Raw genomic sequence first — 24,510 nt, 5'->3', positions numbered from 1 at the left:
AAGAAGAGTATTATCTCTTCTTCGCATCGGTTTTATTAAATTTATCTCTACGCTTTGTGGATTGAATGAATAGACGTTTCATTTCTTGTGTATCTTCTTGTTCTAAAGAATCTCTAAAGTGAGAGATCGAATCGATAAACTGGTTGATTTCATCTAATAAAATATTTTTATTCATAATGAAGAGTTCCGTCCATAAATCTTCATTGATTTTCGCAATACGCGTTAAATCCCGAAAGCTATCTCCCGTATATTCTACAAGATGTGCATTATCATGTGTATTCATTAAAGATACCGCAATGACATGGGTTAATTGAGATAAAAAGCCAATCATTTTATCATGCTCTTCAATGGATAGAGTACAGATTCTACCAAATTCCATCTTATTAGCTAATTCTTTTACAGCTTCAACTGTTTCATTTTTATTCTTTTGAGTAGGAACAAGAATAAAGTTTGAACCTTTAAAAATCGTTTCATCACTAAATTCAATACCACGAGATTCTCTACCACACATGGGGTGAATGCTTAATAATTCAAGATCTTCTCGTAATACATCTTGAATGGGTTTGACAATATTTGTCTTTACACCACTAATATCCATTAATAATGAATTTTTAGGAATATCATTCTGATAGACTTCAATCCAAGGAAGAATTTTAGTTGGATATAAACAGAAGATAAATGTATCACACTTTGAAATGACATCTAAAGGATTTGTGCTACCATCTATGATGATTTTTAATTCTTTGGCTTTATCAATCGTTTGTTTAGAAACATCAATACCATAAACATTGTAGTTTAAGCGTGTTAGTTTCTTCGCAAAACTCGCTCCCATTAATCCAAGTCCTATAATCGCAATATTTGTCATAGAATCTCAACCTTTCCACCTAAGTTTTGAATGTCTTCAAAGAAAGTAGGGTAACTCTTTGTGATGGCTTGAGCATCATCAATAATACATTCGGAACCTGCACATAATCCAAATACCGTCATTGCCATAACAATACGGTGATCATTATGTCCAAAGATTTCTACTGTACTATTTGATTTATAGTGTTCTTTACCATGAATTTGAATGGAATCAAATGTAGAAGTAATATCTACACCCCATTTTTTTAATTCTGTTTCCATAGCTAGAATACGATCACTTTCTTTCATGCGTAAACGAGCTGCATTCACAATATTGGTTTCGCCATTTGTGAAGCTGGCCAAGACACATAAGATTGGCCCTAAATCTGGACAATTAGATAAGTCGATAGTTTGTGGTGCAGGTTGTTTTTTTGTGAATGTGATCGTATCCTTGTCACTTGTAAAACTAGGAATACAATCTAAAATGGCTTTATCTCCTTGTTTACTTGACATGTCCATGTTGGAGCATGAAAGAGTATTGTTTAAAGTGCCTAATACCGCAAAAAAGGCTAACTGAGAAAAGTCTCCTTCTACAGAAACGTCTTGTGCTTTATAGTGTTGGTTTCCTTTTATTAAATATGAATTTGAACTTGTTTCCAAAATTTCAATGCCAAATTTCGCTAACATTTGAATCGTAAGATTTACATAGCTCTTTGATTCATAAGGCTCAGTAATTGTTAGTGTACTATCTTGATCTAATAATGGAAGGACAAACATGAAGCCTGTAATAAACTGACTTGAAATATCTCCTTGTACAACATAGTCTTTTGCTTGTAGATTTCCACTCACAATGATTTCTTTATCGGATTGATTAAATTCAATGTTTTGTTCTTTAAATTCATTCGCATATACATCCATAGGTCTTTGAAGCAATCTTCCTTGACCTAAAAATTTAACTTTGGCATTTGTACATGCAGCAAGTGGAATCAAGAAGCGTAAAGTAGAACCAGATTCATTCGCATTACACGTAATATTTCCTTCTTGTTTAAAAAGATTAGTACCTGTTACTTCATATGTAGTTTCATCGATTTGTTTAATTATAGCACCCAAAGCTTTCATGCAGCCAACGGTTGCTTCAATATCCTTTGAGTTTGTGACATTAGAAACAAGACTTGTACCATCACTTAATGAGGCGCAAATCAATGCTCTATGCGCCATAGATTTGGATGCGGGTATTTTTACATTTCCATGTACTTTACTTGGTGTTACTTTTATTTTCATTCAAAATCCCCCTGAAGTGGCTTAATGGCAAGCCTAGACATATATAAATCTAATAAACCAAACGCAACTACACTATCCACAACAATTCTTGCTCGGTGCAAGATGCATGGGTCGTGTCTTCCTTGAATTTTAAGATCCACGTTTTCTTTTGAAAGATAATCCACAGATTCTTGTGTTTTAAAAATCGATGGTGTTGGCTTAATACAAGTATGGATTAAAATTGGCATGCCATTTGTGATGCCGCCATTGATTCCGGCATTGTGATTTGTCTTGGTTTCAATTTTATTAGTAAAACGGAAGGCATCATTGGCTTGAGAACCTTTAAGTTTCGCAAAGCCAAATCCTTCGCCAAAGGAAACGCCTTTGACGGCTGGTACAGAGAAAATTAAGTGCGATAAAATGCTTTCTACTGAATCAAAGAAAGGTTCTCCTAGTCCTGCAGGAAGGCCTATAATGGCAGTTTCTAAAATACCACCTAATGAATCACCTTCAGCAGCTGCTTTTTCAATTTCTTGAATCATTTGGTCTTTGACTTGATCATCTATAACCGCAAAGGTTTTATCATTGACTTCTTGAATTTGTTTTTCTAAAACACGAGAGTCTTGACTAAAAGGAATATCTGATAGCGTATATAAGCTTTCAATGTGTGATCCAATTACAATGCCTTGTGATTTCAGAATTTGTCTGCAAATGCTTCCGGCAGCTACAATGCATGCGGTAAGTCTTCCAGAAAAGTGTCCGCCACCACGATAGTCTTGATATCCGTTGTATTTTTCAAAGGCAGTAAAATCAGCATGTCCAGGACGCAATCTTCCATGAAAAGCAGAATAGTCTTTTGACTTTGTGTTTTGGTTTTCAATTAGAATGGTAAGAGCTGTACCTGTTGTATAGCCATTATACATTCCAGAAAGAATATGCACTTCATCCGCTTCGTGTCTTTGTGTTGAAATTTTACCTGTTGCCTTACGCTTATCCATGTCAGATTTAATTTGTTCCATATCCACCTTAAAGCCTGCAGGAAGACCATCTAACGTAATACCAATGGCAGGACCATGGCTTTCACCAAATAATGTCCAAGATATATTTGTACCAAAATTATTTTTCATAAGGTCCTCTTTCTAATACTTCTTGTATTTCTTTAAAAGAAAGTTCTTTGATGATATAAGAACCAGATTGTTTAACTAAAACGGTAGATACTGTATTATGACTGCTTTTCTTATCATGTGTTACATATTCTAATAATGTGGAAGTATCATAGTTTGGTACTTGAGGTAAATCTAGCTTTTTATATATGTTTAATACGCGTTGTTTTAATGTTTTATCTTCAATAAAAAATAACATACCCATCGCCACACATTCTCCATGAAGATATGTATTTAATCCATATGCAGATTCAATGGCGTGTCCAATGGTGTGTCCAAAGTTTAAAATTTTTCTAAGATTACTTTCTCTTTCGTCTTGTTGAACTACATCTCGCTTTAATTCAATGGAACGCGTAATAATCGCATCGATATCTATTGTTTCTTGTTCAAATAGAGAGACTAAATGATCATCTAAAATGAGTCCCATTTTTAAAGCTTCACATAATCCATTGTGTTGTTGACGAAGAGAAAGTGTAGATAATACGTTTGGATCGATAATAACGGTTTTAGGTTGCCAAAATGCCCCTACAATGTTTTTGTAGGAACCCATATCAATAGCTACTTTTCCGCCTACACTTGAATCAACCTGACTTAATACAGTTGTTGGGATGTTGTAGAAATCAATGCCTCGCATATAGCTAGCGGCGACAAAACCTGCAAGATCTCCGACAACACCACCGCCTAGTGCAATAATGGCATCTTTTCTAGACATGTTGTGTGAAATCATTTCTTCTAAAAGATTTTTATATTGATCAAAACATTTGGATGGTTCACCTTGCAAAATAGTGCATATAAAAGAATCAGGACACTGTTCTTTTACGATGTTGACCCATTTTTCAGGCACACCTGTATCTGTGATAATCGCAATTTTTCTTGATACAGGAATATATTCATGTACTTTATGAATTGCGCTTCTTTCAATATATATTGGATATGAATGATTTTCTAAATTGACATTTAACTTCATAATAAAAAACTCCTTTCGTATATCATACCATGAACATAAGTTTTTTTCAGAAATTTTCTGAAAGAAATAGTATAATGAGTATATGGAGTACTTAGTTAAGGCTCAAGACTATTTGAAATTGAAAATAAAGGATACATATCGTTTGGCTCATTCGTATCGTGTCGCAAATATTGGAAAGAAAATTGCTGAAAAAGAAGGGTTGAATGTAGAAGATTTAATGATTGCGTGTCTGTTGCATGATGTAAGCTATTGTACACCTTTTAAAACACAGGATGAGTGGCAAAATCATGGCAGGGTATCAAGTAAAATGGTTCGTGAATTTTTGGAATCGATTGACTATCCTAAAGAGCGTATTCATGATATATGTTTTTCTATTGCGATTCATGTAGATTTAAAAGCTGATTTTAATGGGGAATATAATGCGTTTACTTTAAGCGTACAGGAAGCTGATAATATTGATCGTGTGGGAGCTTATCGTTTATATGAAACGTTAGAAGCTGTGCAGTTTAGTAAACAACCAATAGATGTACAGATTCAATATGTGGAGTCTATGTTACAAACATTGAATGAATATGCTTCTTATAAGTGTACAACCCAAACAGCACAAGCATTATGGCTAGATCGTATTCAATTTCAAATGAATTATTTTGAGCGTCTAAAAGATCAATTAAAAATATCCACAGCCTTATAAGCTGTGGATAAATGTTTCTACACGATACATGATTTGTTTCAAATTCTCAATGTCTGTTTGAATATTTCCTGTTTCTAAAGAATGATTCCCATCAACAATACTATGAAATTCGATAAGATGATAAATACAATAGTGTTCAATCTTATCGAAGTTAGCCCACTGATCTTTGGTTCCAGAATACACTAAATCTTTTTGTTGAAGATATTCCAAAGTAAAATCTAATGGTGTGAAATAGATATTGGCAGTTAACTTATATTCATGGGCAAGTTTAGCTGCACAATAAGTACCTATACTTTTTGAGATAAAAAGAATGGAATCATAAGCTTTTAAATCGAATTTATGAATTTGGTCTTTGGCTTGTTTATATGCCTCATCTTTAGATTTGTTTAAATCAAAGTCTAGGTTTTTAAAATGAATTTCTTTTATTTCATAATCCATATTTTTTAATATCTTCTTTGAATAGTATAGTAATGGTTTATCTGTGTGATATCCAATTCCAGGAAATAATATAGCAAGTTTCATGCCTTTAGTATAAGATTAGTCATCTAAATTATCAATCGCATATTGTGCTTCTTCAGCTGTGAATTTTTCTCCATATTCCGAAGTTAATTGATCATAGATGGCATCTTTTGACATGTTCATAGTTTCTTGATAGTTCTTTGCGGACTTTAAAGCTGCTTCTAAATAGTCTCCTTTAATATTATCAATCGCATATTGTGCTTGCTCAGCTGTGAATTTTTCTCCGTTTTCCGAAGTTAATTGATCATAGATTCGAGCTTTTGACATATGCATCGTCTTTTTGTAGTTTTCTCCGCATTTTAATGCATTTTCATTATAATCCGCATTTAGATTATCAATCGCATATTGGGCAGCTTCTGCATCAAACTTTTCTCCATATTCTGAAGTCAATTGATCATAGATTCTTTGTTTGGACATGTGCATCATTTTACTGTAATTTTCAGCTTTATGCAGTGCATTACGATACTCTTTTGGAACACTTGTATCTTCCTTTGTTTCTACTATTTTTTCTTTTGTTTCTTTAGTCTTTGTCTCTTCATCACTCGTTGTTGAACATGCGACAGCCGATAAGACAATAGCGGCTCCTAAAAATACTTTTAAACCCTTTTTCATATATACTCCTTATTTCTTTTTCTTTAGTATAAGAAATATATAAAGATGTTTGGTATGCCATGAGCATACATTTAAATTAGGGAATCAATCCACATGAAAAACCATACGTCTAGACATAAAAATAGAAAGAAAATGACAGAATAAAGGATTGGCCAAGGGACTTTAGACATGTATTTATGGAATAAATTCTTGTTGTAGTAAAGGAATAAACCAAAATATATAAACACAAAACAACTCAGTTTATTAATAAAGCTGTTATGGATTGTTTCACCAGGTTGCATATCTACTACAACCATAAGTATAAACGCAATCCATGCAAGGCTAATCATCTTGGATTTTAAAGTAGCATTATTGAAAGGTGGAATAATTACTTGTTTTTGTTGAATGGCTAGATCCATTTCTTTAACCGAATTATAGCGATTCTTATAATCTAATTGTGTTGCCTTTAAAATGACTTGTTTTAAATCAAAGGGAACATTGTTTTGATGTTCTAGTGAACCATTTAATAGGTAGTTCATTAATTTACCCAAGGCATATATATCTGTTTGCGGATTGGATTGTTGAAAGCCAAATTGTTCAGGTGCTGCATAGCCAACACTGCCTAAGATAAGAGTATCTTTAGTTTTTTTGGAATCTAGAAAACGAGCAATGCCAAAATCAAGGAGTGTAACCTTATTATCATGATAAATAATATTTTCTGGTTTGATATCACGATGGATAATAGGTGGATTTAACTTATGTAATGCATCTAAACATTCACATAATTGATGCATGATGTCTTTAACTTGTTCTTTTGAAAAGGATTGTTGATCCAATGTTTTACCTTCTATATATTCTTCAATTAGTATTAAATGATTGTCACTTTCTTGTATTACAAAAATTTTAGGTAAATATGGATTCTTTATCTTTTGAAGTGTTTGATAAAGTGTTTTATCATAATAATTCAATTCTTTCTGGATATATTTAGTGTGTGATGTTTCATGTTCTACTAATGAAATAGTTTTATCTTGATCTTGTTTAATTATTTGTAAAGTCTTCATAAATTGCTCTTTCTTGTGTATATTATAAGTATTATGGCAGAGACAAATCAATTATTAAAAACAATTCAAGAAACAAAGAGTGATGGATTAAGTACTTTGATGGAAAGTCTAGGCAATTTAACTTTTTCAAAGTATTTAAATCACATATTAGAAATTAAACATGTAACTAAGGCGCAAGTTTTATCAATGACAACTATACAGAGAAATTATGGGTATCAAATCTTTGATGGTTCAAAGGTTCCTAATAAAGATAAGGTGATTCAGTTAAGCTTAGCTTTAGGATTGGATTTGCGTATGACAAATAACTTATTGTCTTTATCCAATAATGGCATGTTGTATCCAAAGGTAAAAAGAGATGCACTATTGATCTATTGTATTGAAAATCATAAGAGTGTATATGAAACCAATGAGTGTTTGATGGAGTATGGGCTAGAATTATTGGATTAGTGATAGATGAATTTCTATCATTTGTTTGTTGACAATGGGAAGTCAAACTCCTATAATGCCTATAAAGTTACTAGGAATAGTGAGTGGAGGTACTGATTATGAAACGATGTTGTAGCTCTTTAAATGAATAATATTGAATTTGTTTAATAGGAGGAAAAGAAAATGACAGTATATAAAGCAATTTCAGATTTAATTGGAAATACACCATTAGTAGAATTAACACATATTGAAGAAAAAGAAAGTTTAGATTCTAGAGTTGTTGCGAAAGTAGAATTTTTTAATCCAGCAGGAAGTGTAAAGGATCGTATCGCAAAGAAAATGATTGAGGATGCTGAAAAAGCAGGGAAAATTAAACCGGGAGCTACATTGATTGAGCCAACAAGTGGAAATACAGGTATTGGTATTGCGTCTGTTGCAGCGGCTAAGGGATATAAGGCTATTATGACAATGCCTGAAACAATGAGTGTAGAGCGTCGTAACCTATTGAAGGCGTATGGCGCTAAAGTTGTTTTAACAGATGGAAAGACTGGTATGAAGGGGGCTATCGCAAAAGCAAAGGAATTGGCAGCCACTATACCAAATAGCTTTATTCCAAGTCAATTTGAAAATCCATCAAACCCTCAGGCTCATTATGAATCAACAGGTCCAGAAATTTGGAAAGATACAGAAGGGAAAGTTGATATTTTTGTTGCCGGTGTTGGAACAGGTGGTACTGTAAGTGGTACAGGTAAATATTTGAAGGATCAAAATCCAAATGTGAAAGTGATTGCGGTTGAACCTGCAACAAGTCCAGTACTTTCACAAGGTTATGCAGGTCCTCATGGTATTCAAGGTATTGGTGCTGGCTTTGTTCCAAACACTTTGGATACAAGTGTATACGATGAAGTATTTACAGTCACAAATGAACAAGCTTATGAAACAGGTCGTTTGATTGCACATAATGAAGGTATGTTAGTAGGTATTTCAAGTGGTGCTGCTACATATGCCGCTATTCAAATCGCAAAACGTCCCGAAAACAAAGGGAAAACAATCGTCGTATTATTACCAGATACAGGTGAGCGTTATTTATCTACTCCAATGTTTGCGGAATAATAAAAAATACGAAGTAAAAAATTACTTCGTAAAAGTCTTGGCATAGCCATGATTTTCTCTAGAACCCGTACCAATGGGTTCTTTTATTTTTCCAATTTCTTCGATTTCAAATGGCGTCAATTGATATACATAGTTTAGCCAGTTTCGATATAGAAGATTGGCATGGCTTCTCCATTTTAAGATTGGTTCTTTTTCTGGATCATCATCGGGAAAATAGTTAAATGGAATATGGATGGGTTTATTGGCTTTTAAATCTCTAAAATACTCATCTTTTAATGTTTCTTTTCCATATTCTAAATGACCTAAAATAAATATTTGACGATAGTCCTTTGTGACAATGATGTTTGAACCAATTTCATCATTTTTAGATAGAATAGATAAGCATTTCACTTTTTTGACGGCTTCTTCATCAATTGCCGTATGTCTTGAATGCGGCGTATAGTGGATTTCATCAAAGCCATTGGTTAAAAAGTCGTATTCATCGACTAATTGTTCTGGGAAGATGCCGAATACTTTTTCTGGCAAGATATGCTTTTGAACTCCATAATGATAATAAAGTCCGGCTTGTGCTCCCCAACAAATATGTAATGTGGAATAGACATGCGTTTTAGACCATTCCATGATTTCTTCAAGTTCATTCCAATAATCGACGTCTTCATATTCTAGATGTTCTACAGGAGCTCCTGTAATGATCATTCCATCATAATAATTATCTTTTAACTTTTCAAAGTATGTATAGAATTTGACTAAATGATCTTGGCTTGTATTTTTAGAAACATGGTTTTTTACCATCATAAAATCTATGTCGACCTGTAATGCACTCTTTGAAATTAATCGTAAAATCTGAGTTTCTGTTTCTATTTTTTTAGGCATTAGATTTAAAATCACGATTTTTAATGGTCGAATTCTTTGTCTATGTGCACTTTTATCTTCAATCGCAAAGATTTTTTCACTTTCTAATATGTCTTTTGCGGGCAATGCATCGGGTATGTTGATTGGCATAAATAAACAACTCCTTTTTTTGTATACACTTTATTATACGCGAAAAAAAACAGAATGGAAATTTTCCATTCTGTAAAAGACTATGCTTTCATGGCGTCTAGAGCTTGTTGTAAATCGTCGATGATGTCTTGTGCATCTTCAAGACCTACAGAGAAACGAATTAAGTCTGGAGCAACACCGGCTTCTTTTAATTGTTCTTCACTCATTTGACGGTGCGTATGACTTGCTGGGTGTAATAGACAAGTTTTGGCGTCTGCAACATGGGTTACAATAGAAGCAAGTTTTAAGCTGTCCATGAACTTTTCAGTTTGATCGCGATCGGCTTTTAATCCAAATGACAATACACCACAAGTTCCATTTGGACAATATTTTTTAGCTAATTCATGATGAGGATCACTTTCAAGATCTGCGTATTTAACCCATGCAACATCTTCATTGGCTTCTAAGTATTTGGCCACAGCTAGTGCATTTGCGCAATGTGCCTTCATACGTACAGCTAATGATTCTAATCCTAGATTTAAGTAATATGCATTTTGAGGTGCTTGGATTGATCCTAAATCACGCATCAATTGGCTTGTAGCTTTTGTGATATAAGCTAATTTACCAAATTTTTCAGCATAGACAATACCATGATAAGATTCATCGGGTGTAGTTAGTCCTGGATATTTTTCTGCATGTTCTAGCCAGTTGAAGTTACCACTATCTACAATGGCTCCACCTACACAAGATGCATGTCCATCCATATATTTTGTGGTAGAGTGAGTAACAATATCAGCTCCCCATTGGATTGGTTGACACATAATTGGTGTAGCAAATGTGTTGTCAATGATTAATGGAACTCCGTTCGCATGAGCAACTTTTGCGAATTTTTCAATATCGAAAATACGTACAGTTGGATTTGTGATGGTTTCTCCAAAGACACATTTTGTGTTTGGCTTGAATTCTTTTTGAAGATCTTCTTCACTGATTTCTGGGTCAACAAATGTACAGTCAATACCCATTTTCTTCATTGTTACGCCAAATAGGTTGTAAGTTCCACCATAGATGGCACTAGAAGCAATTAAGTGATCTCCAGCTTCACAAATGTTGAATACCGCAAAGAAGTTGGCAGCTTGTCCACTTGACGTTAGCATAGCAGCAATACCACCTTCTAATGCAGCAATCTTACTTGCGACAATATCGTTTGTTGGGTTTTGAAGGCGTGAATAGAAATATCCACTGTCTTCTAAATCGAATAATCTTCCCATTTGAAGACTTGAATCATATTTAAAAGTTGTACTTTGATAAATTGGAACTTCTCTTGGCTCACCATTTTTTGGCTCGTATCCGGCATGTAAACATTTTGTTTCAGTTTTCATAATAAATTTACCTCATTTCCTATCCATTATTGTAATATTATCTTTAAAAAAAGTAAAAGAAAAGCTTAGATTATATAATCAAAGCTTTGTTCACGATTTAAAATGTCTTGTAGTGAGATTCCTTTTAAATAGGTTTCAATCACTTGATTTAATCCTTCATAAATATAAAGTGTAGTACAATCTTCTTTTCTTGGACATACATTTACTTCTGAGTCTAAGCAGGCAACACAAGACAAATTACCTTCGGTTGCGACTAATACGTCATATACAAGGATTTGGTCTGGATTTTTTGCAAGCTTATATCCCCCTTGAAAACCACGGTTGGATTGAACCATTCCACTTTTTGTAAGAATTGGAACGATTTGTTCTAAATATTTTTTTGAGATATTTTGTCTTGCGGCAATATCCTTTAGTGTTATAAAGCCTGAATCATTATGTTGAGCTAAATCTATAAGTAAGCGAAGGGCATAGCGTCCTTTAGTTGATATTTTCATTTCACATTCCCCTTTTCTTTCTATTATAATAATATATATTTAGTAGGTTTTCTAGCAAAGAGGTAAAAAATGGTTAAAATTGTCGTTTTTGATTTAGACGGAACACTATATGATTCACATAAACATATTGATAAAGATACAGTTCATAAAATAATTGAACTTGAACAAAAAGGTATTGTAGTTGGGATTGTGACTGGAAGGTTTTATGAAGAGTTGGATGAAGTTATCGAAAAACTAAAACTAAGAGAATACAATGGTTTTGTGGCAAGTTCGAACGGTTTAGAAATACATGATTTTTTAGATGGGGAAATAAAGTGTTTTACGCGACTCTCAAAAGATGAAGTAAAAGAATTGATAGAAGAAGCAAAGAAACATCATATGATTAGTTATGTTTGGCAAAATGGTCGTTATTCGATGTTTGATATATCATTTATGAATGGATTAAAAAAGCTTGCTTCAGTAATTCCTTTTAATGTGCATTATATAAGAGCATTAAGAGAGACTGAATTTGAAAAGAGTATATCTTTAGAGGTACCTTTATATGACAAGGTGTGTTTTGCGGGACTTCCAATCTTGAAATTAAAAAAATCAATCTTAAAACAACATCCAGAATATCGGTTTTATGATGTTGGAAGACTTGGGACTGAATTATGCAAGAAGGATGTTGGGAAGCTTGAAGCTATTCAATTCATTTGTAGGAAGAAAAATACCTCCATAGATTGTGTAATGGCTTTTGGAGACAATGGAAATGATGTGGATCTACTGGCATCTTGTGGATATGGAGTTGCGATGAAAAATGGGAGTGCACAGGCAAAAAAAGCCGCTAAATATATTAGCGACTATACAAATAATGAGCAGGGTGTGCTTCGATTTATAAATTCGTTTTTTGGATGAAATATTGATCCAAAAAGATAAGAATTCCATTTAGTACAAGGAAGGATCCAGTTAAAGAGAAAATAAAGTCTAAGGATTGAATGGGTTTCATAAGTAATACAATTCCGACAACTAAGATAAAGATAGCTCCGGCAAGATTGACTTTCCATTGTTCAAAACCATTATCTTTTAAGAGTAATACTTTTTGAAAATGAGATAGGGAATTAATAATCAATAGAATTCCTACAAGCATAGGTAAAATACTAATGAATTTTCTTGGTTCAAAACTCATATATAGGCCTACAGACAATAGGAATATGCCTAATACAAGAGTTGTTAGTGTTGTACTATTTCTTTTCTTGAAATATGTATATAGAAATAGAATCGCAATGACTAAAAAGATACATCCAATAACTCGCGTAATTGTTGTTAATATGGAGACGTTAAATATGCATAAGACTAAGCCAGATAAAATGCATAGGATTGCCGATGAGACGGCTTCTGTTTTTGTTTCTTTCATATAATCACAACCTTTCACAATTATTATACTCTGTTGTATACTTATTTTAAGAGGTGATGAACGTGAAAGTTGCAGTTTTGTTAGAAAATGGATTTGAAGAATTAGAAACTATGGGTCCAATTGCCTTACTTAGACGTGGTGGACTTGATGTGGATATGATTGGTGTCAACAATGAGGAACAGGTTACAGGTCGTTTTGGCGTAACCTATTCGAGTGTGTTTCCAATGAACACATATGACTTTAGCGATGTGGATTGTTTAGTTTTACCTGGTGGTCCACATTATCAAAAGCTAGAAAAGAATGAAGAAGTATTAAAATTAGCTCATGAGTTTGCCGAAAATAAAGTATTGGCAGCTATTTGTGCTTCTCCAACAATCTTAGGTCATGAGGGTATCTTAAAAGGTAAGAAATATACTTGTTTTAAAGATATGGATGAAGATTTTGGTGGTGAATATCAATATGCTTATGCCGTTACAGACGGAAACATCATTACGGGTGTAAGTGCGGCAGCAAGTATTGAGTTTGCGTTTGCGATTCTAGAAAAGCTTTGTGGTAAAGAACATACAGAAAAAGTAAAAGCATCAATTTATTATGATGCGAAGCATTAAAAAAATTGTCATCGTGAATGATGACAATTTTTATTTTATTCCTCTTCGTTTAACAAATGGAATTTTTCAAAGATATAGAATAGTAAGGACATGATCATTCCGGTGATACAAGCAAGTACCATTCCTGATAAGGAAATATTTCCTAAGTGAATTGTTACTCCGCTAAGTCCAACAACGAACACAACGGATGTTAAAATCATGTTTACGCTTTTTCCATAATCGACTTTTTGGTCGACTAGAATTCTTAATCCACTTGTACCAATCATACCGTATAGTAAGAAACTGATTCCACCGATAACTGGATTTGGAATTGTTTGAATCAATGCAGATAATGGACCAATGAATGAACAGATGATGGATAGGATGGCAGCTCCAGCAATAACTTGTACGCTGTATACGCCAGTAATCGCCATAACTCCAATGTTTTCTCCGTAAGTTGTAGTTGGAACAGATCCAATTAAACCTGAAATCATTGTTGAGAAGTTATCTGCAAATAAAGAGCGGTGTAGTCCTGGATCTTCGATTAAGTTTCTTCCTACAACTTCTCCTGTAACGATTTGGTGACCAATGTGTTCCGATGCGATAACTAATAATACAGGAAGCATCATTAGAATGGCATCCATACTGAATTTTGGTGCTTGGAAGTTTGGAATTGAGATAAAGCTTGCCTGAAGGACTGGAGTAAAGTCAACAATACCTACAGCAACAGCAGTTAAATATCCTGTAACTACGGCAATTAAGATTGGGATAACGCTTAAGAATTTTTTGAAGCATACACTTCCAATCACAGCCATACCTAGTGTAACCGCAAAAACAATCACGTTTTTAGGGTCAATGTTATCACCTAGAATTCCAGCTGTACTTGCAGCAGATGAAGATAATTCTAGACCAATTAATGCAACAACGGGTCCCATTGCGGCAGATGGTAGTACGATATCAATCCATTTTGTTCCAAATTTCTTGATAATCATTGCCAATAAACATCCGCAAAAACCAACCGCAACAAATCCACCACATGCGTATGGATATCCAAATTTTGCGATAATGATATTTGCGGGAGCAATGAAGGCGAAGCTACTTCCTAAATAGGCTGGTGCTTTTCCTTTTGTGATAAAAATAAACAACAATGTTCCGATACCATTCATGAATAGTACGATAGCTGGGTTAATACCGAATAAGAATGGTACTAATACACTGGCTCCAAACATTGCGAACATGTGTTGAATACTTAATGGTATCAGCAGATTTGCGGGTACTTTTTCTTCAACTTGAATAATTCGTTTTGCCATGAAAAATATTCTCCTCCTAAAATATACATTCACTTTTATACCACATTTTAATGGATTATGAAACTAATTTAGGCTATAATTATCAAGTAATGCGCCTGTAGCTCAACTGGATAGAGTATCAGATTCCGATTCTGGCGGTTGCAGGTTCGAGACCTGTCAGGCGCACCATTTAGGTGAAATATGGAAACAATACTTTTTGATTTAGATGATACATTAATTGAATCGATGCACGTATGGGAAGATGCCATCATTCATTTATTTAAAAAGATGGATTTGTATATGAGTATGGAAGAAGCACGTCGTATCTTTTTTACGATGAAGTTTTCGGAAGTATTAACATACATCAAAGAAAGATTTCATACTAAACAAGATGAGGCTTGGATGTTCAATGAAGTACATGAAGATATTTTAAATCAATATGCGTATCATATTGAGGCAAAGAAGGGTGCTTTGGATTATATAAAGAAGTGTGCTTCAGAAAAGAAAAAGATGGCTGTATTAACATCAAACACAAGGGTATTATCCGAAAAAGTATTAGATCGACTTGGTATGTTGGAATATATGGAGAATGTATATTCAGCAGATGAATTAAAGATGTCAAAAAGAGAAGTGGACATTTATGAGTATGTATTGAAGGATTTAAATACAACTGCAGAAAGTGCGATTGTATTTGAGGATTCGATGTATGCGATCAATACAGCTCAATCATTAAATATTGAGTGTATTGGTTTAGTAAATCCAAACAATCAAAAGGTGTTTGAAAAAAAACATGTAAAAACAATCGTTGATTTTACAGAATTGTGTTAAAATCATGATATGTCCCAGTAGCTCAGTTGGATAGAGCATTCGCCTCCTAAGGGTCAGGTGGAGCAATCCCTTTTTGGAAGCGATTTATGAAATGAATTTGAAAATTGCTTTATTACAATTAAATACGTCTCAGTACCTCAGTAGGATAGAGGGTTCGCCTCCTAAGCGGCAGATTGTTCGATTCCTTCGAGCCTTGAAAATTGCATAAAACTTATAAATGTCTCAGTAGCTCAGCTGGATAGAGCACACGCCTCCTAAGCGGCAGATTGTTCGATTCCTTCGAGCCTTGAAAATTGCATAAAACTTATAAATGTCTCAGTAGCTCAGCTGGATAGAGCACACGCCTCCTAAGCGGCAGATTGTTCGATTCCTTCGAGCCTTGAAAATTGCATAAAACTTATAAATGTCTCAGTAGCTCAGCTGGATAGAGCACACGCCTCCTAAGAGTTAAAAATGATTGGCTAGAACTGTAAAAATTGAATAGAAAATATGCCTCTGTAGCTCAGTGGATAGAGCGTCGGTTTCCTAAACCGCAGGTCGAAGGTTCGACTCCTTTCGGGGGCACCATTTATTTATTAAACAAAGGGTTTTCAATACTTTGTAATCCATGTAACTAAGCGATAGAGTCTGTTGATTTTGTCGCTTTTTTCTTATCAGAAATTGGATGATTTTTACTGCTTTCTCAGACAATAGAAATTAGCTTGATTCAAATATTTTGACTGCTTCCTGCTAATAAAAATAGGCTCTCAGCTAATGTGCATCTTTTAAGAACACTTGATGAGTGGCCAAACATAAGCGTATAGAAGCATAAAACAAGACAATATGAGCAAACTCCTTTTACATAGCCAGGAAATCCTGGTATATGAGAAAGGAGTTTTTATTATGCCAAAATGTAAAGTAATCGCAGTCACAAATCAAAAAGGTGGTGTAGGCAAAACTACAACTACAGAGAATGTGGCCATTGGTTTGGCTCGAAATGGATGCAATGTATTGATTGTGGATTTTGATCCTCAGGGCGATCTTACAAGCTGTCTTGGATGGAAAAACAATGATTCATTGGAACACTCTGTTTCATCTATGCTTGATGATTATATCAATGACAATGATATTAATTATGAATCGTTAATTTTACACCATGAAGAACACGTGGACTTAATTCCGGCAAATATTGAATTAGCAGATTTTGAAATGCGTCTAGTGAGTGTAATCAACAGAGAACAGACTTTAAGTAATTGTATTGAGCCATTGAGAAATCAATATGACTACATCTTTATTGATTGTCCACCATCTTTAGGTATGTTGACGGTTAATGCTTTATCAGCAGCTGATGAAGTACTGATACCAGTACAGACGCAGTATCTTCCAGCAAAAGGAATGACTAAATTATTACAGACAGTTGGAAAAGTTCAACGTAAGATTAACAGTAATCTTAAAATCACCGGTATTGTGATGACACTTGCGGATCTAAATACTAATCTAACGAAGAGTACGATTGAAACAATTCGAGAAAGCTTTGGAAAGAATATTCGTGTGTTTGAAACAATCATCCCAAAAGCAACGAAGGCGAGTGAAGCAAGTATTTCCGGTAAGAGTATCTATGCGTATGCCAAAGACTCTAAAGTAGCTTTAGCTTATGCAAATCTTACAAAGGAATTAATCAACAATCAAAAAGTAAAGCACAAAGAAGAATTAAATAGATAGGAGAAAAAGAAAATGACAAACAATTATGTTTTATTGAATGGAAAACTCTCAAGAGATATTGAAGTTTCTAAAAATGATAAGGGCAATTCTTTTGTGAAGTTTTGTTTAATCTGTACAAGGGACGATAATAGTTCGTATTCGGATTACGTTAACTGTATCGCATTTGGAGAAATTGCGAATGCCATCTGTAGAAAAGGAGAAAAGGATACAGCTTATCACATTGAAGGAAATATCCGAACAAACTCATATGAGAAAAATGGTAAAAAGAATTATTCCACAAATGTGGTTGTAGAATCTTTTAGATTGCTGGATGCCTAGAATCAAACGATGTCCATTTTGTCATTCAACTGCCCATGTAGTAATTGATTGGAACAGTAAAAGAATCAATGGCTATTATGGCCAGTATGTTATCTGTACGTTATGCTCTAAAAGAACGAAAACTGAGCCAACATCAGATCAAGCGATTGAAGAATGGAATCATCATGTATTAAAAAAGAATATACAACTCACTTTATTTTAAAAGGAGGTGGCAAACTTGCCAAAATTAGACTTAGGATTGCCAAGCTATGACTCCTTATTTTCTACAGAAGAAGAAAGACAGGAAGCCAATACCGAAAAGGTAATGACAATCCCTATAAACAAAATTAAAGATTTTGAAGGACACCCATTTCATGTAACTATGGATGAAGATATGGCGAAGTTGATTGATTCAATCAAAGAAAACGATATGCTGATGCCTGCACTTGTACGACCTAAACCAGATGGAACTTATGAAATGATATCTGGTCACAGGCGTAAATTTGCTATGTCACAGCTAGGAAAAAACGAAATGAATGCTATCATACGAGATTTGGACGATGATCAGGCAACAATTCTGATGGTTGATTCAAATATTCAGCGTGAAAACATTTATCCTAGTGAAAGAGGTTATGCCTATAAAATGCGCTTAGAAGCCATGAAGCATCAAGGTAAGAAAGTAGATATTGATACTAGCGAAATACCAATTGAATATGATAAAACAACCTCCGCCCAAGTTGGGCGGAAGCCAGAATCAGCAGATATTTTGGGAGAACAACTAGGTATAAGCAGAAATCAAATAAAACGTTTTATACGTTTAACCTATCTTATTGAACCATTGCAGGAAATGGTGGATGGACGAAATGAGAATGAAATTAAAATAGCATTTAATCCCGCCGTTGAATTGTCATATTTAACGGAATCAGAACAATTTGATTTGGTGAATGCGATCATTGAAAATCAAAGGACTCCATCATTGTCTCAATGTCAGGAATTCAAGCGATTAAGTCATGATGGAGAGCTTACTGCAGATTTCATTGAAGATACGCTTTCTGAAGAAAAACCAAACCAAAGAGAGAAGCTATCTTTTCAAATGAAGGAAATTGATAAATATTTTCCCAAGGAGTACACACCCGGCAAGAAGAAGGATTTGATGATTCACTTGCTGGAAAACTGGGCAAAGAAAAGATCACGAGAACAAGAGCGATAATTGAAAGTAGAAATTGCTTTGTTCGTACTTGTGATTGTTCCAAACTGTTGGAGGGGCAGTTTGTCTTTGCGTGGTGAGGTGTGACTTTTACCTCCCCTAAAACCCCTCCTACCTACCGAAAGAATCTTATTACCTACCGAAAAAGAAAAAATGTTTGTTATCTAGTAAGAGTAAATATTTGTATGTTGGTAAATAAAATTTATATTGAGTATTTTTAAATAAAGAGATGTTATTAAGAAATACAAATGGAGGTAAATCAAATGAAGAAGTTAATTATTTCAGTGGTTAGTACTGTGATGATGATTGGAGCAGGAGTAGCATTTAGATCAGATCAAGATATTTCTGTTCCCACTGTGGAAAAGTCTTCTAAGGAAACAACGAGTGTTGAAAAGAAGAAATTTAAAGTTAGTAAACATGAAGATGTTGACAAAGAGGAATCAAAAACAAATGAAATTCAGGTTAAGGAAGAAAATATAACCAATAAAAATGATTTAAAAAAAGGGAGCGTTTCTTCTGGCACAAAAAAACAAGATACTCAAAGTAATGATACTTCAAAGAGTAATGTGAAATCTGATACAAAAGTAATTGATTCTGGCAATAACAATTCTTCAACTACGAATGATTCAGTGCAACAAACCACCTCAAAAGAAGAAACTGTTACTGAACCAGTACCTGCACCAGAAACAGTACAACCAATTTATGCATGTCCAGGAGGAGTTAATCAAAATGTTTCCTGTGATGTGATTTTAGATAGTAACTTCTATTATGCAACGTATGGTTCTATGCCTGAAGCAGAATCAGCAGGTGAATACTATTTGAATGATGTGATGCACATTGGAAATGCTGAAATAACAAATTATTCAGTGCAGCCTGTATATCGAAATGATCATAGTATTGCCTATTACGGATTGAACCTTTGGAGCAATGGAAGTTTGATTCAATAAAAAATGTCTATGAGAAAAAATCATTTAATTTGTATCCTATTAGTAAAAAGGATATATTATAACTGAAGAGTCGGTATGGAGACTATAAACCCATGCCATTGGTCGGAACAAAGACCTAAAATTTGTTCCAGTGCAGAGAAAACTGCTAAACATCTTAAAAGGCGAGTAATCGCCTTTTAATTTTAGAAGGAGAGTATTGAATGAATAATATTTCATTTAAACAATGGAAATGAAGAAATATTATCTTATTATCATAAAGATATTTATCACTTGATATCAAAAAACTTAATCTAAATGAAATACATTATTTTAGCGAGGAAAAATTCTCGCTTTTTTTGTTGCAACAATGGAAAGGAAAAAGAATATGAAAAACATATTGAAGAAAGGTAGTAAATTCTTTCTAACAGCATTAGTTATTCTCAATTCGTTGATGAATACTTTACCGGTACATGCTGAAGAAACGACTACAGATGAAAATGATTTAGATACGATTGTAGAACTTGGAAATGCAGAAGATGTATTTCCGGATTTGATGCCTCAGTCTGATGGAATCTCATTAACGGATACAACAGGAACAGGCAGTATTTATGCAATGATCCATATTGCCAATCAGTATGGATTTGATTATGTACAGCAATTGTATGTTGGGAATAAGACAGTATTCTGTATTGAACCTATGCAGCTTTTTACAGAAGGCTTGGATTATCATCAGGATACTGCAAAATGGGATGAGTTGTCTGAACAAACGCGTCAGAATATCTGGGAAATCAATTATTATGGATACAGCTATTCTGGTCATCAAACAGAAAAATACTATGTCGCAACTCAGGTTATGATTTGGCAGGCAGTGACTGGAACATGGTATCAGCCTTATTATACAGATGGAACTACAGTGTATGATATTTCAAATGAGGTAGCAGTCATCAACAATTTACGTACTCAGCCACAAGGTAGACCTTCATTCAATAATCAAACGATTAAAATGGGATTAAATACACCGGTGACATTAACGGATACGAAGGGTACTTTAGCAAACTATTCAATCACAAACTCAAATGGAATTCGTGCTTCTGTAAATGGAAACAATCTAACAGTAGCTATCACATCTGAAAATTATGATAAGAGTATTACTTTTTCACGTAATTTTACAGCACGAGATGTAAATATTATTTATGGAACAGGTGGATATCAAAGAGTCATTTATTTAGCCTCAAGGCGAGATCCTTCTCCAAACTTTAAATTAAATTTCGATTTGATGTATGCAGATATTGAAGTTGAAAAACAGGATTCTCAAACAGGTACTAAGACTCAAGGAGATGCTACATTCAATGGAGCTACATTTGCAATTAAGGATACAAGTGGAAATGTACTTGAAACAATCACAACAAATGGATCAAAAGTTAAATCGAAAAAATATCCAGTTGGAACAACCTTGAATGTATGTGAGGTTACTTCGCCTGAAGGATATTTAACTAACAGTTCTTGTAATACAGTAGAACTTAAATATTCAGGTGATAACACACCTAGTACATTCTCTACAACAGTTAAAGACCAGGTTATTAAGGGTCGTATTGAAATTGCGAAAACGATTGATAAAGAGAAATATGGATTATTTCAAAGCAATGTTCAAAAGCCTGGTGAGGGATTTAAATTTGATATTATTTTAAAATCGACAGGTAAAGTCGTATCAACATTGACTACGGATGAAGATGGTCGAGCTATTAGTGATTATCTTCCATATGGAACTTATATCGTTAAAGAACATGAAACAAAAGGCTATGATACTTTAAAACCTTTTGAAGTAAAGATTGATCAAAATGAGAAGACATATTTCTATAACATCTATAATGATACAATCAAAGCTGAATTGACTATCTACAAAACGGACAGTGAAACTGGAAAACGCATTCCGGCAGCCGGAGTTGAATTTAAAATCAAAGATGCAGGTGGTAATTATGTAACACAGGAAGTAACGTATCCTAAAAAATATACAACGGATGTATTTAAAACGGATGAAGATGGATCTGTACATTTGCCTTCTCCATTAAAGTATGGTGAATATAAATTGGTGGAGATCAAAGCACCTCATGGCTATGTATTAAAGGATACAGAGATTCCAATCAATGTAGATGGTTCTAGTACAGAAATCTTTATGAATTTTGACAATAAAACACAAAAAGGCCAGGTCTATGTGGAAAAGAGTGGTGAAATGTTGTCAGGAGCAAAAGAATCTAAAACAGATTATGGAACTTTGTATACTCCAGAATACAAAGAAAAATATTTATCAGGTGTTACGTATGAAATTACAGCACGTGAAGATATTGTAACTCCAGAAGGAACTGTGTGGTTCCACAAAGGAGATGTAGTTGATACATTTACAACAGGGGATGGTGTAACAACTTCAGCTTTACTTCAATTAGGTAAGTATTCTATTAAAGAAACAGCAACACAAACTGGTTTTGTGTTAGATGAAAACACATATGATTTCGATATTGAATATGCAGGTCAGATGATTGATGTAGTTGAAATCAAACAAGCTTATGTCAATGAAAGACAAAAATTAGATTTGCAGATTACTAAAACATTTGAAGATGAAGATAAAGATGCATATAAAGATGTTGTCTTTGGTGTATATTCTAAAAATGATATTACTTTAAACGACAAAGTAATTATTCCTGCAGATGGATTGGTTGGAACATTAACGATTGATGAAGATGGCAAGAATATTGAACAGTTGGATCTTCCAACAGGCGAATACTATGTCAAGGAATTGGAAACAAATGTAGGTTTCAAATTGGATGAAGAAAAGCATGACTTTACTTTTGATTATGATGCAGATACAACTAAACCTACTGTAACAGTTTCAATGGATCTTTATAATGAAAAACGCCGTTTAGAATTGGATGTCAATAAAGTGGATAAAGATCACCATGATCATTTCTTGAATGGAGCAATTTTTGAAGTATATGATAAGACAATTGATTCTTATGTTACTACTTTAGCTAGTGGTCAATTAATGATTACTGGAGAAGACAAAGGGGAAGAGTATGAAATCTCTAAAAATGAAGATTTTACTAAAGTCATCAAGACGGTAAAAACAGATGAAAACAAACAGATTGTTTTAGATATTGATGATGGTACTTATTATTCTAGAAAAGTTGGAGATGACAAGGTAACAAAGCATGTTGTAAAAGATGGAAAAGCAGTATTAGTGGATGCTATTTATGGACATGAATATGAGTTCAAAGAAATCAAAGCACCTACTTCTTATCAGTTAGCAGATAAGTCTAAAGCTTATAAAGTAGAGGCGGATAAGGAAACCGATACAATTATTTATTATTTTGAAAATGCTCGTATCGTTGTTCCAAATACAGGGGTATAAATAGTATGAAATATAAAAGAATAAAAATAGTAGCCGCACTCGTTGTAGTGGGATTGATTGGTGGTGTTATCTACAATCAGGTTACTGCAAAGAAATCTTACGACTATTCGGATTATTATGTAAAAACAAAAACGACTAAAAAAGAATCAAATAAAGAGATTGAGAAAGCTTCTGAAAAGGAGCTTTCTTTATCTTTGTTGAAAAAAACAAATAATGATGTTGTGGGTATTTTAGAATTTGATGATCGAATTATTTATGAGCCGATTGTACAAGCTCCAAATAATGATTATTATGTTCGTAAAAATATCAACAAAGAATATGCCAATGCCGGAATACCATTTGTATCGGCAGATGGAAATATAGATTCAAAAAATGTTGTAATCTATGGTCATTCTAGTAAATGGGATAACATTATTTTTACACCTTTGATGAGTTATATAGATCAGAACTATTATAAAAAGCATGATATATTTAAATTTATTACTGAAGATGAAACTAGAACATATCAGATTTTTGGTGTAATGAATGTTGATTTAAATGACTTGAATGATTCTTTAGAATTTACACAAACAGAATGGGATTCAACAAATTCATTTAATGCATTTATATCAGATTCCATTAACAGAGGATTGTATAAGACTGGTGTTTCAGTAAATAAAGATGATCGATTAATGACTTTGGTTACTTGTGATACAAGAGGTAACAATAAGAGAATTGTAATTCTAGCTAAATTGGTTAATATAGCTAATGTTTAAAAACTAAGGTGTATGATATTATTTAGCTAGATAAATCGGGATTTTTGTGTGTAAAGGAGAAACGAATGAAACTACTTGTGATAGATATACAAAAAGGAATAACAGATAGCAGACTTTTTAATTTTGATGAATTTATTGATAATACTTCAAGAATTATACAAGCAGCTAGAGATAATCAAATAGAGGTTATCTATTTTCAGCATGATGATGGACCAGGAACGGGATTTTCAATCGGCAATGAAGAATTCGAGATTGCAGAACAGGTGCATCCAAGGGACGGTGAAAAGATATTTACAAAAAATATCAATAGTTGTTTCGGAAATAAAGATTTTACAGATTATGTTAAAGATGAAAATGCATTAATGATAGTTGGGTTACAGACAAATTTCTGTATAGATGCAACTGTGAAATCTGCTTTTGAAAGAGGATATAAAGTAATTGTTCCACAAGGGGCAAATTCAACGTTTGATAACGACTATATGTCTGGAGAAGAAACCTATAAATATTACAATGATATGATGTGGCCAAAGAGATTTGCTACATGTGTATCTGTTGATGAGGCAATTAAGTTGATGCAAAGTTAAATTAGAAGTTATGGAGGGAGTAAATATGCTAGATAAAAAAGAGTTTGATCTT

Annotated in this window: 26 protein-coding genes and 2 tRNA genes; 16 read left to right on the top strand and 12 right to left on the bottom strand. The window is 33.7% G+C overall.

Annotated elements, in window-relative coordinates; translation table 11 throughout:
- Positions 1 to 10: 10 nt before the first annotated feature.
- From NE544_RS06950 to aroB, 4 genes are read right to left on the bottom strand one after another with little or no spacing between them, the layout of a single operon-like run.
- Complete coding sequence (locus tag NE544_RS06950) at positions 11 to 865, bottom strand: prephenate dehydrogenase (RefSeq protein ID WP_118114617.1); 855 nt, start codon at positions 863 to 865, stop codon at positions 11 to 13.
- Positions 862 to 2,124, bottom strand: coding sequence for a 3-phosphoshikimate 1-carboxyvinyltransferase (gene aroA, locus NE544_RS06945; protein ID WP_256268819.1), 1,263 nt, complete (start codon positions 2,122 to 2,124; stop codon positions 862 to 864). The genes NE544_RS06950 and aroA overlap by 4 nt, the downstream gene beginning before the upstream one ends.
- Positions 2,121 to 3,230 (bottom strand): chorismate synthase, encoded by a 1,110-nt coding sequence (aroC, locus tag NE544_RS06940; protein WP_256268818.1) that lies wholly within the window; start codon positions 3,228 to 3,230, stop codon positions 2,121 to 2,123. The genes aroA and aroC overlap by 4 nt, the downstream gene beginning before the upstream one ends.
- Positions 3,220 to 4,233, bottom strand: coding sequence for a 3-dehydroquinate synthase (gene aroB / locus NE544_RS06935; RefSeq protein WP_256268817.1), 1,014 nt, complete (start codon positions 4,231 to 4,233; stop codon positions 3,220 to 3,222). The genes aroC and aroB overlap by 11 nt, the downstream gene beginning before the upstream one ends.
- Positions 4,234 to 4,315: 82 nt before the next feature.
- On the opposite strand from aroB, the gene NE544_RS06930 reads away from it, so the two are divergent.
- Positions 4,316 to 4,924 (top strand): HD domain-containing protein, encoded by a 609-nt coding sequence (locus tag NE544_RS06930; protein ID WP_256268816.1) that lies wholly within the window; start codon positions 4,316 to 4,318, stop codon positions 4,922 to 4,924.
- On the opposite strand, the gene NE544_RS06925 is transcribed toward NE544_RS06930, so the two are convergent.
- The 3 genes from NE544_RS06925 to NE544_RS06915 all read right to left on the bottom strand — a co-directional run bounded on the left by NE544_RS06925 (position 4,919) and on the right by NE544_RS06915 (position 7,095).
- A complete protein-coding gene (locus NE544_RS06925; RefSeq protein ID WP_256268815.1) occupies positions 4,919 to 5,446 on the bottom strand; it encodes a hypothetical protein in 528 nt (175 codons plus the stop codon). The two genes, NE544_RS06930 and NE544_RS06925, sit on opposite strands and share 6 nt — an antisense overlap.
- Before the next feature lie 15 nt (positions 5,447 to 5,461).
- The gene (locus NE544_RS06920; protein WP_256268814.1) at positions 5,462 to 6,055 is read right to left on the bottom strand and encodes an Ltp family lipoprotein; all 594 of its coding nucleotides are present in this window, start codon (positions 6,053 to 6,055) and stop codon (positions 5,462 to 5,464) included.
- Between the two features lie 71 nt (positions 6,056 to 6,126).
- Positions 6,127 to 7,095 (bottom strand): serine/threonine-protein kinase, encoded by a 969-nt coding sequence (locus tag NE544_RS06915; RefSeq protein ID WP_256268813.1) that lies wholly within the window; start codon positions 7,093 to 7,095, stop codon positions 6,127 to 6,129.
- Between the two features lie 33 nt (positions 7,096 to 7,128).
- On the opposite strand from NE544_RS06915, the gene NE544_RS06910 reads away from it, so the two are divergent.
- Complete coding sequence (locus tag NE544_RS06910) at positions 7,129 to 7,542, top strand: hypothetical protein (RefSeq protein ID WP_256268812.1); 414 nt, start codon at positions 7,129 to 7,131, stop codon at positions 7,540 to 7,542.
- 162 nt (positions 7,543 to 7,704) lie between these two features.
- Entirely contained in the window at positions 7,705 to 8,634 is a 930-nt protein-coding gene (gene cysK, locus NE544_RS06905) for a cysteine synthase A (RefSeq protein WP_256268811.1), read from the top strand.
- 21 nt (positions 8,635 to 8,655) lie between these two features.
- Here the strand turns inward: cysK and metA are convergent, their stop codons facing one another.
- The 3 genes from metA to NE544_RS06890 form a co-directional block, all read right to left on the bottom strand.
- Positions 8,656 to 9,636, bottom strand: a complete 981-nt coding sequence (gene metA, locus NE544_RS06900; protein WP_256268810.1) for a homoserine O-succinyltransferase — start codon at positions 9,634 to 9,636, stop codon at positions 8,656 to 8,658.
- Between the two features lie 80 nt (positions 9,637 to 9,716).
- Positions 9,717 to 10,994: an O-acetylhomoserine aminocarboxypropyltransferase/cysteine synthase family protein gene (locus NE544_RS06895; RefSeq protein ID WP_118114637.1), complete on the bottom strand. Its 1,278-nt coding sequence runs from the start codon at positions 10,992 to 10,994 to the stop codon at positions 9,717 to 9,719.
- A 65-nt stretch (positions 10,995 to 11,059) separates the two neighbouring features.
- Positions 11,060 to 11,488 (bottom strand): Rrf2 family transcriptional regulator, encoded by a 429-nt coding sequence (locus tag NE544_RS06890; RefSeq protein WP_256268809.1) that lies wholly within the window; start codon positions 11,486 to 11,488, stop codon positions 11,060 to 11,062.
- A 69-nt stretch (positions 11,489 to 11,557) separates the two neighbouring features.
- Between NE544_RS06890 and NE544_RS06885 the strand changes: the two genes are divergently transcribed.
- A complete protein-coding gene (locus NE544_RS06885) occupies positions 11,558 to 12,382 on the top strand; it encodes an HAD family hydrolase (protein WP_256268808.1) in 825 nt (274 codons plus the stop codon).
- Here the strand turns inward: NE544_RS06885 and NE544_RS06880 are convergent.
- Positions 12,360 to 12,881, bottom strand: a complete 522-nt coding sequence (locus tag NE544_RS06880) for an HdeD family acid-resistance protein (protein ID WP_256268807.1) — start codon at positions 12,879 to 12,881, stop codon at positions 12,360 to 12,362. The genes NE544_RS06885 and NE544_RS06880 overlap by 23 nt on opposite strands.
- A gap of 62 nt (positions 12,882 to 12,943) precedes the next feature.
- On the opposite strand from NE544_RS06880, the gene NE544_RS06875 reads away from it, so the two are divergent.
- The gene (locus tag NE544_RS06875) at positions 12,944 to 13,489 is read left to right on the top strand and encodes a DJ-1/PfpI family protein (RefSeq protein WP_256268806.1); all 546 of its coding nucleotides are present in this window, start codon (positions 12,944 to 12,946) and stop codon (positions 13,487 to 13,489) included.
- A gap of 35 nt (positions 13,490 to 13,524) precedes the next feature.
- Here the strand turns inward: NE544_RS06875 and uraA are convergent, their stop codons facing one another.
- Entirely contained in the window at positions 13,525 to 14,778 is a 1,254-nt protein-coding gene (uraA, locus tag NE544_RS06870) for a uracil permease (protein WP_256268805.1), read from the bottom strand.
- A 91-nt stretch (positions 14,779 to 14,869) separates the two neighbouring features.
- On the opposite strand from uraA, the gene NE544_RS06865 reads away from it, so the two are divergent.
- From NE544_RS06865 to NE544_RS06815, 11 genes are all read left to right on the top strand, one after another.
- Positions 14,870 to 14,946 (top strand) — tRNA-Arg (locus NE544_RS06865).
- Positions 14,947 to 14,958: 12 nt separating this feature from the next.
- On the top strand, positions 14,959 to 15,585 hold the full coding sequence (locus tag NE544_RS06860) for an HAD family phosphatase (protein ID WP_256268804.1): 627 nt from the start codon (positions 14,959 to 14,961) through the stop codon (positions 15,583 to 15,585).
- Between the two features lie 491 nt (positions 15,586 to 16,076).
- Positions 16,077 to 16,152: transfer RNA gene (locus NE544_RS06855), tRNA-Arg, on the top strand.
- A 315-nt stretch (positions 16,153 to 16,467) separates the two neighbouring features.
- Positions 16,468 to 17,286 carry a ParA family protein gene (locus NE544_RS06850; RefSeq protein ID WP_256268803.1) on the top strand — a complete coding sequence of 273 codons (819 nt, stop codon included), beginning with the start codon at positions 16,468 to 16,470 and terminating at the stop codon, positions 17,284 to 17,286.
- 12 nt (positions 17,287 to 17,298) lie between these two features.
- Positions 17,299 to 17,604, top strand: a complete 306-nt coding sequence (locus tag NE544_RS06845) for a single-stranded DNA-binding protein (RefSeq protein WP_256268802.1) — start codon at positions 17,299 to 17,301, stop codon at positions 17,602 to 17,604.
- Complete coding sequence (locus tag NE544_RS06840; protein ID WP_186999562.1) at positions 17,597 to 17,806, top strand: Lar family restriction alleviation protein; 210 nt, start codon at positions 17,597 to 17,599, stop codon at positions 17,804 to 17,806. The genes NE544_RS06845 and NE544_RS06840 overlap by 8 nt, the downstream gene beginning before the upstream one ends.
- Positions 17,807 to 17,812: 6 nt before the next feature.
- The gene (locus NE544_RS06835; protein ID WP_256268801.1) at positions 17,813 to 18,793 is read left to right on the top strand and encodes a ParB/RepB/Spo0J family partition protein; all 981 of its coding nucleotides are present in this window, start codon (positions 17,813 to 17,815) and stop codon (positions 18,791 to 18,793) included.
- A 260-nt stretch (positions 18,794 to 19,053) separates the two neighbouring features.
- On the top strand, positions 19,054 to 19,737 hold the full coding sequence (locus tag NE544_RS06830; RefSeq protein ID WP_256268800.1) for a hypothetical protein: 684 nt from the start codon (positions 19,054 to 19,056) through the stop codon (positions 19,735 to 19,737).
- Positions 19,738 to 20,101: 364 nt separating this feature from the next.
- Positions 20,102 to 23,119 (top strand): SpaA isopeptide-forming pilin-related protein, encoded by a 3,018-nt coding sequence (locus NE544_RS06825; protein ID WP_256268799.1) that lies wholly within the window; start codon positions 20,102 to 20,104, stop codon positions 23,117 to 23,119.
- A gap of 5 nt (positions 23,120 to 23,124) precedes the next feature.
- Positions 23,125 to 23,874, top strand: a complete 750-nt coding sequence (locus NE544_RS06820; protein WP_256268798.1) for a class B sortase — start codon at positions 23,125 to 23,127, stop codon at positions 23,872 to 23,874.
- Between the two features lie 65 nt (positions 23,875 to 23,939).
- Positions 23,940 to 24,458, top strand: coding sequence for a cysteine hydrolase family protein (locus tag NE544_RS06815; protein ID WP_256268797.1), 519 nt, complete (start codon positions 23,940 to 23,942; stop codon positions 24,456 to 24,458).
- Positions 24,459 to 24,510: the final 52 nt, after the last annotated feature.

The organism is Holdemanella sp. MSK.7.32 (assembly GCF_024460475.1).
Lineage (GTDB): Bacteria > Bacillota_I > Bacilli_A > Erysipelotrichales > Erysipelotrichaceae > Holdemanella.
This window is presented reverse-complemented; position numbering and strand designations above follow the sequence as displayed.

Coding starts and splice junctions, on each gene's coding strand:
- NE544_RS06950 (WP_118114617.1), bottom strand. CDS start 865: ATGACAAATATTGCGATTATAGGACTTGGATTAATGGGAGCGAGTTTT.
- aroA (WP_256268819.1), bottom strand. CDS start 2,124: ATGAAAATAAAAGTAACACCAAGTAAAGTACATGGAAATGTAAAAATA.
- aroC (WP_256268818.1), bottom strand. CDS start 3,230: ATGAAAAATAATTTTGGTACAAATATATCTTGGACATTATTTGGTGAA.
- aroB (WP_256268817.1), bottom strand. CDS start 4,233: ATGAAGTTAAATGTCAATTTAGAAAATCATTCATATCCAATATATATT.
- NE544_RS06930 (WP_256268816.1), top strand. CDS start 4,316: ATGGAGTACTTAGTTAAGGCTCAAGACTATTTGAAATTGAAAATAAAG.
- NE544_RS06925 (WP_256268815.1), bottom strand. CDS start 5,446: ATGAAACTTGCTATATTATTTCCTGGAATTGGATATCACACAGATAAA.
- NE544_RS06920 (WP_256268814.1), bottom strand. CDS start 6,055: ATGAAAAAGGGTTTAAAAGTATTTTTAGGAGCCGCTATTGTCTTATCG.
- NE544_RS06915 (WP_256268813.1), bottom strand. CDS start 7,095: ATGAAGACTTTACAAATAATTAAACAAGATCAAGATAAAACTATTTCA.
- NE544_RS06910 (WP_256268812.1), top strand. CDS start 7,129: ATGGCAGAGACAAATCAATTATTAAAAACAATTCAAGAAACAAAGAGT.
- cysK (WP_256268811.1), top strand. CDS start 7,705: ATGACAGTATATAAAGCAATTTCAGATTTAATTGGAAATACACCATTA.
- metA (WP_256268810.1), bottom strand. CDS start 9,636: ATGCCAATCAACATACCCGATGCATTGCCCGCAAAAGACATATTAGAA.
- NE544_RS06895 (WP_118114637.1), bottom strand. CDS start 10,994: ATGAAAACTGAAACAAAATGTTTACATGCCGGATACGAGCCAAAAAAT.
- NE544_RS06890 (WP_256268809.1), bottom strand. CDS start 11,488: ATGAAAATATCAACTAAAGGACGCTATGCCCTTCGCTTACTTATAGAT.
- NE544_RS06885 (WP_256268808.1), top strand. CDS start 11,558: ATGGTTAAAATTGTCGTTTTTGATTTAGACGGAACACTATATGATTCA.
- NE544_RS06880 (WP_256268807.1), bottom strand. CDS start 12,881: ATGAAAGAAACAAAAACAGAAGCCGTCTCATCGGCAATCCTATGCATT.
- uraA (WP_256268805.1), bottom strand. CDS start 14,778: ATGGCAAAACGAATTATTCAAGTTGAAGAAAAAGTACCCGCAAATCTG.
- NE544_RS06860 (WP_256268804.1), top strand. CDS start 14,959: ATGGAAACAATACTTTTTGATTTAGATGATACATTAATTGAATCGATG.
- NE544_RS06850 (WP_256268803.1), top strand. CDS start 16,468: ATGCCAAAATGTAAAGTAATCGCAGTCACAAATCAAAAAGGTGGTGTA.
- NE544_RS06845 (WP_256268802.1), top strand. CDS start 17,299: ATGACAAACAATTATGTTTTATTGAATGGAAAACTCTCAAGAGATATT.
- NE544_RS06840 (WP_186999562.1), top strand. CDS start 17,597: ATGCCTAGAATCAAACGATGTCCATTTTGTCATTCAACTGCCCATGTA.
- NE544_RS06830 (WP_256268800.1), top strand. CDS start 19,054: ATGAAGAAGTTAATTATTTCAGTGGTTAGTACTGTGATGATGATTGGA.
- NE544_RS06825 (WP_256268799.1), top strand. CDS start 20,102: ATGAAAAACATATTGAAGAAAGGTAGTAAATTCTTTCTAACAGCATTA.
- NE544_RS06820 (WP_256268798.1), top strand. CDS start 23,125: ATGAAATATAAAAGAATAAAAATAGTAGCCGCACTCGTTGTAGTGGGA.
- NE544_RS06815 (WP_256268797.1), top strand. CDS start 23,940: ATGAAACTACTTGTGATAGATATACAAAAAGGAATAACAGATAGCAGA.